Below are 12,184 nucleotides of genomic sequence, written 5' to 3'. Positions count from 1 at the left end.
AACCTGACCACTGACCCACCGGCCCGCGGACCCGCTCCGCGGGCCGTTCCTTTTTGCGACAGGAGAGCATCATGGCACGATCCCTTGGGGCCCGGGCGCGGCTCGCGCTCGGCTTCGAGACCACCTACGGCACGCCGCCGGCCAGCGGCTTCATCCGAATGCCCTTCGCGCCGGGGCTGACCGTCGCCGCCGAACAGCCGCTGCTCGACTCCGAGCTGCTGGGCTACGGCCGCGATCCGCTGGCGCCGGTCAAGGACGCGATCACCGCCGACGGCGACGTGGTGGTCCCGATCGACGCGGAGGCCTGGGGCCACTGGCTCAAGGCCGCCTTCGGCGTGCCCACGACCAGCGGCACCGGGCCCTACACCCACGAGTTCCAGTCCGGCGCCTGGGACCTGCCGAGCTTCGCGCTGGAAAAGGGCCTGCCGGAGGTACCGCACTTCGCCATGTATCCCGGCTGCCGGGTCAACCAGTTGCAATGGTCGATGGAGCGCTCGGGCCTCGTCACGGCGACCGTCGGCGTGATCGCGCAGGGCGAGGACAAGAGCGCTGCGAGCCAGGCCGGCACCCTGACCGAGCCCGCGCTCAGGCGCTTCGGCAGCTTCAACGGCAGCGTCCAGCGCGATGGGGCGGCGCTCGGCAACCTGGTCTCGGCCGAGATCACCTATGCCAACAACCTCGACCGGGTGGAGACGCTCCGCGCCGACGGCAAGATCGACGGCGTGGAGCCCGGCATCGCCGCGCTCACCGGCAACGTGGTGGTCCGCTTCGCCGACGAGACGCTGCTGCAGCAGGCGATCGACGGGGCGGCTTGCGAGCTGGTTTTCGGCTACGCGCTGCCCTCGGGCGAGAGCTTCACGCTGACTGCGCATGCCGTCTACCTGCCGCGCCCGCGGATCGGGATCGACGGGCCGCAGGGCATCCAGGCGACATTCGACTGGCAGGCGGCGCGTGACCCCGGCACCGGCCGCATGGCCACCGCAACCCTCATCAACGACGTGGACCTGTACTGATGCTCCGACTCGACATGACCCGCAAACCCGCCTGGCACGACATGCCCGGCGGCGTGCGCCTGAAACTCCTGCCGATCACCACCGCCCTGATGGCCGAGGCGCGCCGCGATCCCGACGTGGTCGAGGCGCTGCAGAGCGTGCCGCCCGAGGCCATTGAGGCGGAGGCAAACGCGGCCATTTCGCGCGCGACCGACGAGGCGGTGGCGATCCCTTTCGCGGTCGCGCTGGCCCGGCTGGCGATCGTGGAATGGGACGGCGTCGGCGACGCGAGGGGCAATCCGGTGGAGCCCGGGACCGAGACGATCCCGGCGCTGATGGACATCTGGCCGATTTTCGAGGCGTTCCAGACCCGCTACGTCCAGAAAGGACTGCTGCTGGAGCAGGAAAAAAACGCCTCTGCGCCCTCGCAGCCTGGGTCTGGGGCGGGGGCGCGGAGTACTGCGCAGGGTGCCAAGGGCCGTGCCCGGACTGCCCGCAAACGCAAGAGCGCCCGCTGACGCTGGAGGGTCGGCAGATGCGGGATCTGGTGCAGGCGGCCGGCGGCCAGCTGCGGCTGGCGCCGATGGGCGGCGTCATCGGCTTCGACATGACCGCGCTCCTGACGATGGCCCGCGTCCGCGGCGTTCCGCTGGCCGCCGCCGCCGAGCTTCTCCCGCATGTCGAGGCGGTGGTGGTCGAGACCCTGCAGAAACGAAACGACGAGTCGCGCGGGGACGGCGGCGCCATGGGGGCTGACTGATGGCCGAGAAACGTGTGAGCGTGCGCCTGTCGGCGACGGGCGGGCGGCAGGTCAAGGATGCGCTGCGCGGTGTGGGCGAGGCCGGGCAGCAGGGCTTCCGGCGCCTCTCGCGCGAGATGGAGGCGGCCAACCGCCGGCTCGCCCGCTTCGCGCGGCAGGCCACGCGGATCGCCCGGGTCGTCGGCGCGGCAGCTACGGCGGCGGGCGCGGCGCTGATCCGCTCGGGGCTCCAGACCGTCGACGCGCAGGCCAAGCTCGCGCAGTCGCTGGCCACCACCACGGCGAGCGTGCAGGTGCTCGCGCGTGCGGCGGACCTGTCGGGCAATACCTTCCGCGAACTCGAGGCCGGCTCTGCGCGCCTGACCCGGCGCCTTTCGCTCTTCGCCGCCGATGGCAGCGGCCCTGCGGCCGACGCGATCCGGCGGCTGGGGCTGAATGCGACGGAGCTGCTCGCGCTGCCGCTCGACCAGCGCATCGCGCGGGTGACCGAGGCGATCCGCAGCAATGCCGCGGCCTCCGAGCAGGCGGCGCTCTTCTCGCAGCTCTTCGGCGATCGCGCCTTCGTGGCCTTCCAGCGGCTCGAACCCGCGCAACTGCGCCAGGCGAACGACGAGCTGCGCCGCTTCGGCGTGCTGGTCAGCGACGCCGACGCCGACCGGATCGAGGAGACCAACGACGCGATCTCGCGGCTGGGTCTGCTCTGGCGGGGCCTGTCGAACCAGCTGGCCGTCGCCGCCGCGCCGGCGCTGCAGAGCGCCGCCGAAGGGCTGGCCCGGCTGGGCGAGGTCGGCGGGCCGATCCAGCGGGTCTTCACCGGCCTTTCGGACGCGTTCGTCCTGTTGATCGACAATTTCGCGCGGGTGGCCAGCACCGCGGCGGCCTTCGCGGGGTTCATCGCCGGGCGCATGGTTGTCCGTCTCGCGTTGGCCGCGACGACGGTCCGCGGTCTCGCCACGGCGCTGGTCGTCCTGCGCGGGGCGCTGATCCGCACCGGCATCGGTGCGCTGATCGTCGGCGCGGGCGAGCTGATCTACCAGTTCACGCGGCTGGTGGCAGCGACGGGCGGCATCGGCGCGGCGCTCGATCTGCTGAAGGACGTGGCCGCGGAGGCCTGGGACCGGATCGCGCTGCGCGCCGGCGCCGCCTGGGCGCGGGTGGAGGCCGGCTGGGCCGCAGCGCAGGCCAGCATCTTCGAGGGTCTGCAGGGCGCGACGGAGGCTGTGGTCGGCTGGGGCAACAGCACCGTCGCGACCTTCTCCGGCGCGTTCGACGCGGTGAAGGCGACTTGGGGGGCGCTGCCGGAGGCCATCGGGGACTTCGCCTTCCAGGCCGCGAATGCCCTGATCGACGGCGTCGAGTCGATGATCAACGGTGTGGTGGCGCGCATCAACCGCTTCATCACCCGGCTGAACGCGGCGCTGTCCAATCTCCCCGACTGGGCAACCGGCGAGGGCGGCCTCTCCATCGGCACGCTGGACCCGGTCGAGCTGGGCGGGGTCGAGAACCCGTTCGCCGGGGCGGCCACGGCGGTCGGCGATGCCGCGGGAGAGGCCTTCCGTGCCGCCATGGGCCGCACCTATGTCGAGGCGCCGGATCTCTTCGGCGGGATGGCCGCGGATGCGCGCGGGCGCGCCGCGGGCTATGCCGAGGCCGCCGGCATGCTGTCTCAGGCCGCCGCGCGCCCGATGACCGCGTGGCAAGCACTGAAGGACGCCGTGGCGGGCGCGGGCTCGGACGGCGCGGCGGCGCTCGAGGCGGCCACGGACTCGGCCGACCGGTTCGAGGAGGCGCTCGGCGCGGCTGGACAGGCGGCCACCGAGGCCGGCGCCGCGGCCGGCGCGGCCGCCTCCGCCGCCGCGCCCAGCACCGAGCGGGCCGTCACCGGCTGGCAGGCCGTCACCGTGGCCCTGTCGGATTACGCGACGAAGGCGCGTCAGATCGGCGGCGATATCGGCCAGAGCCTCGTGGGCGCCTTCCGGTCGGCGGAGAGCGCGGTCGGCGAGTTCGTGAAGACCGGCAAGCTGAAGGTCCGCGACCTCGTCACATCGCTCATCGCCGATCTCGCGCAGCTCGCCGCGCGGCGCTTCATCCTGGGGCCGATCGCCAATGCGCTCGGCGGTGCGCTCGGGGGCGCCGGCGGGCTTTTCGCCAATGTCCTCCATGCCGGCGGTGTGGTCGGTGCACCGGGACCCGGACGCACGGTTCCGGCTGCGGCCTTCGCGGACGCGCCACGCATGCATTCTGGCGGCACGCTCGGGCTTCGCCATGATGAGGTACCGGCGATCCTGCAACGCGGCGAGCGGGTGCTCTCGCGCCGGGAGGTGCGCGCCGAAGACGCCCAGGGCCGCGACCGCGAGCCCGCCCCGACCGTCAATGTCACCATCCAGACCCGCGACGCCGAGAGCTTCCGACAGTCCCGCACACAGGTCGCCGCCGACATCTCGCGCGCCGTGGCCATGGGTCGAAGGGGAATGTGAGCAATGGCGTTCCATGAGGTGCGTTTCCCGGACGACATCAGCCGCGGCGCGCGCGGCGGGCCGGAGCGGCGCACGCAGATCGTCGAACTCGCCTCGGGCGAGGAGGAGCGCAACGCCAGCTGGGCCAATTCCCGCCGCCGCTACGACGTGGCCTACGGCATACGGCGCGCGGACGATCTGGCGGCCGTGGTCGCCTTCTTCGAGGCGCGAAACGGCCGGCTCCATGGCTTCCGCTTCAAGGACTGGGGCGATTACAAGTCGGCCCCGCCGTCCAAGGCGATCGCGCCCACCGACCAGGAGATCGGCACGGGCAATGGCGGCCTCACCGAGTTTGCACTCCTGAAACGCTACAGCTCCGGCGCGCAAAGCTGGATCCGCGCCATCGCCAAGCCTGTGGCAGGCAGCCTGCGCGTCGCGCTCGGCGGCGTCGAGCAGATGTCGGGCTGGACGATCGACACGACCAGCGGCGTCGTCACCTTCGCCACCGCGCCGGCGGCGGGCGTCGCGATCACCGCAGGCTTCGCCTTCGACGTGCCTGTCCGTTTTGACACCGACGCGCTCGACGTGACCCTCGACCTCGAGCGGCTCGGCTCGATTACCTCAATTCCGCTTCTGGAGATCCGGCGATGAACGATTCCGGCGTTCGCGGGGCTTACGCGGCGGTCCGAAGGACGGCGCCACGGTCCCCGCTCACCGTCGCAGCCGTGCTGCGCGACCCCATGCAAACGTCAAGACCTCGGGGCATCCGCCATGAATGACGGATCCGGCTTCATCGCAGCAGTTCTCAGGGAACTTGCAGCATCTACCGCCGTGATCCTCGCCGCCTGGGGCGCGCTCGGCGGCGCCACGAACGCGCTGACCACGAAGATGCGCCTGCGCGATGCGTTGCGCCACATCCTGCTCGGCGGGCTGATCGCGGCCGGCATGGGGAGCCTGTCGATGGCCGTCATCGCGGCGTGGCTGGGGCTGCGCCCCGACGCGATCCCTGCGGGCGGGCCCGCCGGCTCGGCCGCCTATCTCGTCGGCGTTTTCGGCCCGGCCTTCATCGAAGTCGTCCACGCCCGGCTGCGCGCCGCGAAGGGGCGCAAGGATGACTGAGCTTTTCCGCCTCGCCCGCGCGCTGCGGAGCGGGTGCGAGGACCCTCGGGTGCGCTTTGCGCACCGGCTGCGCGTCGGCATCGCCGTTGCGGTGCTGATCCTGATCCTCTCGTTTTTGGAGTAATCCCATGGAGATGACCGCCAAGAAAATGTCACATCGTGGCCTGCTGGCCCTGGCCAGGCACGAAGGTATCGTGCCCGCGCCCTACCGCGATTCCACCTGCACCTGGACCTTCGGCATCGGCCATACGGCCGCGGCCGGACCGCCCGATCCCGGCGAGATGCCCCGCGGCATGCCCGCCGATCTCGATGAGGGCATCGGCGAGGCTTTCCGGGTCTTCCGCACGGACCTCGCGACATACGAGGCCGAGGTCAGGGCCGCGGTGACGGTACCACTGGCGCCGCACGAGTTCGATGCGCTGGTCAGCTTCCACTACAACACCGGCGGCATCGCGCGGGCTGCGCTGACCCGCCACCTGAACGCCGGCGACCGCGAGGCTGCCGCGCAGGCCTTCCTGAACTGGCGGCGGCCGGCGGAGATCATCCCACGGCGCGAGGCGGAGCGCGACCTGTTCCGCCATGGCCGCTATCCCGGCGGGGCCATCCCGGTCTGGTCCGTGGACCGCACGGGCCGCGTGGATTTCTCGCGGCCGGTCCGGCGGCTGACCGAAGACCAGGCTCTGGCTCTGCTGCAGCCTGTCAGACCCTCAGTCCCCGCAACCCCCGAGACGCCGACCGGCTGGCTCGCCCGGCTGGCCACCTTCTTCTCCACCCTAATCCGGAGGGCCTGATCCCCATGCGCTACGTTCGACCCAACTCCATGACCTGGTGGGCGGGACTGCTCGCCATGCTCACAGGCATTGCCGCCCTCGCGCTGCCCGCTACCGGACCGCTGAGTGAGCTGTCCCGCCTTGTCGCTCTGCTCGCTGGCTCGGGCGATGCCTCGCCCGCGGGGCTGATGTTCCTCGGTCTGGGCCTGATCGGTCTGCGCGACCGGATCGAGCGCGGGTTCCGTGGCGATGCTTGAGTGTCTTGCAGGGATGATCGTGGGCGGCAGCGTGGGCGTCTTCGTCGTCGCCCTCTGCGTGGCCGCCACGCGCGGGGAACGGGGCGATGGCTGAGTTCCTGATCTGGTTAGTCGCGGCTCTGGGCGCGGTCGGAGGTGTCGTCCTCGGCCGGGTCTGGGGGCGCGCAGCAGCAAAGCGCGCGGGCAAACGGGAGGCAGAACGCGATGCCATGGAAGACAAGAACAAGCGTGTCGAGCGCGGACGCGACGCGGTTCGTGACGGCCGCGGCGCCGGCAATCCTGCTGAGCGGCTGCGCCGCAACGATGGGCGGTGGTGACGCCGGCTGTGCTTCCTACGCCGAGGCGCGGCTCACCCGGCCGGATGCCGAGACGGTCGCCGCTGTGCCGCCGGACTGGGCCGACTGGATCGCCGATGTCGACGACCGCATGACAGGAACCTGCCGATGAAATCCCTCTCGCCTGCTCTGCAGGCCCATCTCGACGAGGGCACGACGACACTCGCCTGGTGCTGGCGCATCACGCGGGCCGATGGCGTCACCTTCGGCTTCACCGATCACGACCGGACGCTCAGCTTCGACGGCACCGACTTCGAGCCCGAGAGCGGGCTCACGGCGTCCGAGGTGCGCTCCGGCTCGGACCTGTCCGTCGACGCGCAGGATGCCGAGGGTGTGCTGACCTCAGACCGGATCACCGAGACCGACATCCTCGACGGTCGCTGGGACAACGCCGAGGTCGAGGTCTGGCGGGTGAACTGGGCGGATACCGGACAGCGCGTGCTGCTGCGCCGGGGCGCCATCGGCCAGATCCGGCGTGGGCGGCTGGCCTTCGTCGCCGAAGTCCGCTCGCTCGCGCATGTCCTTGGCCAGACGGTCGGGCGGACCTTCCAGGCGACTTGTGACGCTGCGCTCGGGGACGCGCGCTGTGGCGTCGATCTCGAGGATCCGACCTACAAGGGCACCGGCGCGGTGATCGATCTGCTGCGAGACAGGGCCTTCACCGCCTCGGGACTCGGCGGGTTCGAGGCCGCTTGGTTCACCTTCGGCACCGTCGAATGGACCAGCGGCGCGAATGCCGGGCGCAAAGCCGAGGTGCTCGGCCACGACGCGACGGACGGCGTGGCGATCCTGACCCTGCTCGAGGCGCCGGTTCGCGCGCTCGCCGAGGGCGACGCGTTCACCATCCGAGCGGGCTGCGACAAGCGCATCGAGACCTGCGGAGCGAAGTTCGCCAATACCGCCAACTTCCGCGGCTTCCCGCACATCCCGGGCCAGGACACGATCCTGCGCTACGCGACCAACGACGGCGGCCACGACGGGGGCGTGCTGTGACGCCCGCCGACCTGGAACGGGTCATCGCGGCGGCGCGGTCCTGGCTCGGCACGCCCTATCACGACCAGGCCAGCCTGCGCGGCGTGGGCTGCGACTGCCTCGGACTCGCCCGGGGCGTCTGGCGCGAGGTCGTCGGCCCCGAGCCGTTCCCGATCCCGCCCTACAGCCGCGACTGGGGCGAGACGGGCCCGCGCGAGGTGCTGGCGGAAGGCGCGCGTGCCATGATGATCGAGGTGCCGTCCGCCGAGGCCGGGCCCGGCTCGTTCGTGCTGTTTCGCATGATGCCGCGCGCCATCGCCAAGCATGTCGGGATCCTGACGGGACCCGACAGCTTCCTCCACGCGTACGAGCGGCTGGGCGTGATCGAGGAACCGCTCACCGAAAGCTGGCGGCGGCGCATCGCCTTCGCCTTCCTGTTCCCGCAACGCTGAGACCCCGACATGGCAACGCTTGTCCTCGGCGCCGCTGGCGCCGCCATTGGCGGCAGCATCGGCGGCGCGATCCTCGGCGTGAGCGCCGCCACCATCGGCGGCTTCATCGGCTCCAGCATCGGCTCTGTCGTCGACAGCTGGATCATCTCGTCTTTGGCGCCGACGCAACGCATCGAGGGCGCGCGGCTCGACACGCTGCGCATCACCTCGGCCACCGAGGGCGCGGTGATCCCGCGGCTCTACGGCCGCATGCGCATGGGCGGCAACATCATCTGGGCGACGGATTTCCGCGAGGAGACCAAGACCACCACGCAGGGCGGCGGCAAGGGCGGCGGGGGCGGCAAGGTCAAGACGACCGAGTATCTCTACTATGCCAGCTTCGCCGTCGCCTTGTGCGAAGGGCCGATCACCGGCATCGGTCGCATCTGGGCCGACGGCAAGCCGATGGACCTCACGGGCGTCACCTGGCGCTGGTATCCGGGCGACGAGGCGCAGACGGCCGATCCGTTCATCGCGGCGAAGATGGGCGCGGCCAGCACGCCCGCCTATCGCGGCACGGCTTACGTGGTCTTCGAGGAGCTGGCGCTTTCCACCTACGGCAACCGCCTGCCGCAGCTCTCCTTCGAGGTGTTCCGCCCACTCGCCGATCCCGACACCGCGGAGGGGCTGACCCGCGCCGTCACCATGATCCCGGCCTCGGGCGAGTTCACCTACGCGACGCAGGCCATCCGCAAGACCGATGGCGGCACGACGGTGCCCGAGAACCTGAACGCGCTGGCCGACTCCACCGACATGGTGGAGGCGCTGGACCGGCTGCAGGCGATGGCCCCTGCTGTGACAAGCGTCAGCCTCGTGGTGGCGTGGTTCGGTGACGATCTGCGCGCGGGATCCTGCAAGGTGCGGCCGGGCGTCGAGGTATCGGCCAAATCGACCACGCCCGCCACCTGGTCGGTCAATGGCGTCAGCCGCGCCGACGCCTTCCTCGTCAGCCGCGACGACGAGGACCGTCCTGTCTATGGTGGCACGCCGTCGGACTTTGCCGTCGTGCAGGCGATCCAGGAGATGAAGGCGCGGGGCCTGCGGGTCACCTTCTATCCGTTCATCCTGATGGATGTGCCGCCCGGCAACACGCTGCCGAACCCGTATTCCGACAACGCCGCGGAGACGAGCCAGCCTGCCTTCCCCTGGCGCGGGCGGATCACCTGTTCTCCGGCGGCGGGCTACGCCGGGACCGTCGACAAGACCGCCACGGCGGCAGGCCAAGTAGCGGCGCTGTTCGGCGCGGCGACGCCCGCGAGCTTCAGCGTCTCGGGTCAGTCGGTTTCATGGACCGGGCCCTCCGGCGACTGGGGTCTGCGGCGCATGGTGCTGCACTACGCCCATCTCTGCGCGGCGGCGGGCGGGGTCGATGCTTTCCTGATCGGCACCGAGATGCCGGGGCTGACGACGATCCGCTCGGGCGCGTCCATCTATCCGGCGGTGCAGGCCTTTCGCGACCTGCTTGCCGATGTCCGCTCGATCCTCGGGTCCGGCACGACGATTGGCTATGCTGCGGACTGGAGCGAATATTTCGGGCACCAGCCGGGCGACGGCTCGGGCGACGTGTTCTTCCACCTCGACCCGCTCTGGGCCGATCCGGAGATCGATTTCATCGGGATCGACAACTACATGCCGCTGTCGGACTGGCGCGACGGGTTCGAGCATCTCGACGGGGCCGAGGGCTGGCCCGCGATCTATGACCGCGCCTATCTGCAGGCGAACATCGCGGGCGGCGAAGGCTTCGACTGGTTCTATGCCAGCGCGGCGGATCGCACCTCGCAGGTTCGGACGGCCATCACGGATGGCGCCGCCAGCAAGCCATGGGTCTTCCGCTACAAGGATCTGCGCGCCTGGTGGTCGAACCCGCACTACAACCGCCCGGGCGGGGTGGAAAGCGGGACGCCCACCGCATGGGTACCGCAGTCGAAGCCGATCTGGTTCACCGAGCTGGGCTGTCCCGCCATCGACCGGGGGACCAACCAGCCCAACGTGTTCTTCGACCCGAAATCGTCCGAGAGCTTCACGCCGCATTTCTCGCGCGGCTGGCGGGACGACGCGATCCAGCGCGCGTATCTCGAGGCGACCTATCTCTGGTGGGGCGCCCCGGCCAACAACCCGCTGTCCTCGGTCTACGGCGCGCGCATGGTGCATGTGCCGGAATGCGCCGCCTGGACATGGGACGCGCGGCCGTACCCGTTCTTCCCGGCGCTGACCGACGTCTGGACGGACGGGGCGAACTGGCGGCTCGGGCACTGGCTGACCGGAAGGCTGGGCGCGGCGTCGCTCGCCGCACTCGTCCGGCACCTCTGCCTGCGCGCCGGGCTGCCCGAGGCGAGGATCGACGTCTCCGGACTCTGGGGCGCGGTCGAGGGCTACGCCATCACCGCGCTCGAAAGCCCGCGCGCCTCGATCACCACGCTGTCGCGCCACTTCGGCTTCGACGCCGTTGAGACCGAGGGCGTGATCCGCTTCGTCATGCGCGGCCGGGCCTCTGTCGCCACCCTCGTCCACGACGATCTGGTCGCCGCCCGCGAGGGCGACGTGCTGGAACTGACGCGCGGCCAGGAGACCGAACTGCCGCAAGCCCTGAAATGGCAGGTCGCGCGGGCGGATGAGGATTACGACGCGGCCCTCGTCGAGGCGCGGCGCATCACGGTGGACACGACCCGCATCGCCTCCGAGTCCTTCCCGATGGCGGTGCCGCCCGAGGAGGCCGAGCGGCGCTGCCGCCGTGCCCTGATGGAGGCATGGGTGGGACGCGAGACGGCGGCGTTCCGATTGCCGCCCTCTCGCCTCGCGCTCGACCCGGCCGACGCGATCCGGCTGGAGCATGACGGGCGGCTGGTCGATCTGCGGCTCGTCTCCATCGCCGACGCCGAGGCGCGCGGGATCGAGGCGGTCCGCGAGGACCGGGCAACCTACGATCTGCCGCCCGGCGATCCCCGCGCGGCGTCGCTGACGCGTGCTGTCGTGTTCGGCGCGCCGGATGCGGTGCTGATGGACCTGCCGCAATTGACCGAGGACCAGCCCGCGCATCGGCCGCTGGTCGCCGCGCACGCGGTTCCCTGGCCCGGCGAGATGGCGGTGTTCCGCAGCCCGTCGACCGATGGCTTCGAGCTGGTGACCACCTTCGGCAGCCGCGCCCGGATCGGGATGCTGGTCTCCGACCTCTACGCGGGGCACACGTCGCGCTTCGATCTCGGCAATGCGCTTGTGGTCGATCTGCTGACCGGCACGCTGGAAAGCGTCACCGACCTCACGCTGTTCGGCGGCGCCAACGCGCTCGCCATCGAGAGCGCGCCCGGCGTCTGGGAGATCGTGCAGGCGGGCGCGGCGGAGCTTCTGGCGCCCGGCCGGTATCGGCTGACCCGGCTCCTGCGCGGCCAGCGCGGCACCGAGGGTGCGATGGGTAACCCGGCGCCTGCGGGCGGGCGGGTCGTCGTGCTGGACACCGCGCTGGCGTCCCTGCCGATCGCCGAGGCCGATCTCGGCATCCCGTGGAACTGGCGTATCGGCCCGGCGAGCCGTCCGGTCAGCGACGAGACCTATGTGGCGCAGGCCTTCACGCCAACGGGCGCCGGGCTGCGGCCGTTCTCCGTCGCCCATGTCGCGCAACCGTGGCGAACGCCGCGGACGCCCGGCGACCTGACGATCCGCTGGACGCGGAGGTCACGCGCGCTTGCTGCCGACAGCTGGGGCGCGGTCGAGGTGTCACTGGCGGAAGAGCTGGAAGCCTACGAGGTCGAGATCCTCGACGGCGCCACCGTGAAGCGGGTGCTGAGCACCGCCACGACCAGCGCGATCTACACCGCCGCCCAGCAGAGCGCCGATTGGGGCGCGCCGCTCGGCCCCGGCGACACGCTCGACGTCCGCATCTTCCAGCTCTCCGCCCTGATCGGGCGGGGCGCGCCAAAGACCGTCACGCTCACGTTCTGAAGGCCATCCCATGTCCGACGCCACGACCCATCTGTTGCTGCCCTACATCCTCGCGGCGCAGGCCCAGAAGCATGTCACGCACAACGAGGCGCTGCG

13 protein-coding genes are annotated in these 12,184 nt (G+C 71.2%); all 13 read left to right on the top strand.

Going from position 1 to position 12,184, the window contains the following annotated elements; genetic code table 11:
• Positions 1–71 precede the first annotated feature (71 nt).
• The 13 genes from CHB90_RS21035 to CHB90_RS20980 all read left to right on the top strand — a co-directional run bounded on the left by CHB90_RS21035 (position 72) and on the right by CHB90_RS20980 (position 12,088).
• Positions 72–1,013, top strand: coding sequence for a phage tail tube protein (locus tag CHB90_RS21035; RefSeq protein ID WP_085881255.1), 942 nt, complete (start codon positions 72–74; stop codon positions 1,011–1,013).
• Complete coding sequence (locus tag CHB90_RS21030) at positions 1,013–1,510, top strand: hypothetical protein (protein ID WP_089279792.1); 498 nt, start codon at positions 1,013–1,015, stop codon at positions 1,508–1,510. The genes CHB90_RS21035 and CHB90_RS21030 overlap by 1 nt, the downstream gene beginning before the upstream one ends.
• Before the next feature lie 17 nt (positions 1,511–1,527).
• On the top strand, positions 1,528–1,752 hold the full coding sequence (locus CHB90_RS21025) for a DUF7697 family protein (protein ID WP_085881253.1): 225 nt from the start codon (positions 1,528–1,530) through the stop codon (positions 1,750–1,752).
• Positions 1,752–4,229 carry a phage tail tape measure C-terminal domain-containing protein gene (locus CHB90_RS21020; RefSeq protein WP_089279791.1) on the top strand — a complete coding sequence of 826 codons (2,478 nt, stop codon included), beginning with the start codon at positions 1,752–1,754 and terminating at the stop codon, positions 4,227–4,229. The genes CHB90_RS21025 and CHB90_RS21020 overlap by 1 nt, the downstream gene beginning before the upstream one ends.
• 3 nt (positions 4,230–4,232) lie before the next feature.
• Positions 4,233–4,859 (top strand): DUF2460 domain-containing protein, encoded by a 627-nt coding sequence (locus CHB90_RS21015; RefSeq protein ID WP_089279790.1) that lies wholly within the window; start codon positions 4,233–4,235, stop codon positions 4,857–4,859.
• 120 nt (positions 4,860–4,979) lie between these two features.
• The gene (locus CHB90_RS21010) at positions 4,980–5,327 is read left to right on the top strand and encodes a Clp protease/crotonase-like domain-containing protein (protein WP_085881328.1); all 348 of its coding nucleotides are present in this window, start codon (positions 4,980–4,982) and stop codon (positions 5,325–5,327) included.
• Complete coding sequence (locus CHB90_RS27375; protein WP_268808041.1) at positions 5,320–5,451, top strand: hypothetical protein; 132 nt, start codon at positions 5,320–5,322, stop codon at positions 5,449–5,451. The genes CHB90_RS21010 and CHB90_RS27375 overlap by 8 nt, the downstream gene beginning before the upstream one ends.
• A gap of 4 nt (positions 5,452–5,455) precedes the next feature.
• A complete protein-coding gene (locus CHB90_RS21005; protein WP_234992435.1) occupies positions 5,456–6,118 on the top strand; it encodes a lysozyme in 663 nt (220 codons plus the stop codon).
• A gap of 56 nt (positions 6,119–6,174) precedes the next feature.
• On the top strand, positions 6,175–6,354 hold the full coding sequence (locus CHB90_RS21000) for a hypothetical protein (RefSeq protein ID WP_141135939.1): 180 nt from the start codon (positions 6,175–6,177) through the stop codon (positions 6,352–6,354).
• Positions 6,355–6,440: 86 nt separating this feature from the next.
• On the top strand, positions 6,441–6,671 hold the full coding sequence (locus CHB90_RS20995; RefSeq protein WP_089279789.1) for a hypothetical protein: 231 nt from the start codon (positions 6,441–6,443) through the stop codon (positions 6,669–6,671).
• A gap of 126 nt (positions 6,672–6,797) precedes the next feature.
• Positions 6,798–7,682: a DUF2163 domain-containing protein gene (locus CHB90_RS20990; protein ID WP_089279788.1), complete on the top strand. Its 885-nt coding sequence runs from the start codon at positions 6,798–6,800 to the stop codon at positions 7,680–7,682.
• Positions 7,679–8,113, top strand: coding sequence for an NlpC/P60 family protein (locus CHB90_RS20985; protein WP_089279787.1), 435 nt, complete (start codon positions 7,679–7,681; stop codon positions 8,111–8,113). The genes CHB90_RS20990 and CHB90_RS20985 overlap by 4 nt, the downstream gene beginning before the upstream one ends.
• A gap of 9 nt (positions 8,114–8,122) precedes the next feature.
• Entirely contained in the window at positions 8,123–12,088 is a 3,966-nt protein-coding gene (locus CHB90_RS20980; RefSeq protein ID WP_089279786.1) for a baseplate multidomain protein megatron, read from the top strand.
• Positions 12,089–12,184: the final 96 nt, after the last annotated feature.

The organism is Antarctobacter heliothermus (genome assembly GCF_900188425.1).
Classification (GTDB): Bacteria; Pseudomonadota; Alphaproteobacteria; order Rhodobacterales; family Rhodobacteraceae; genus Antarctobacter; species Antarctobacter heliothermus.
This window is presented reverse-complemented; position numbering and strand designations above follow the sequence as displayed.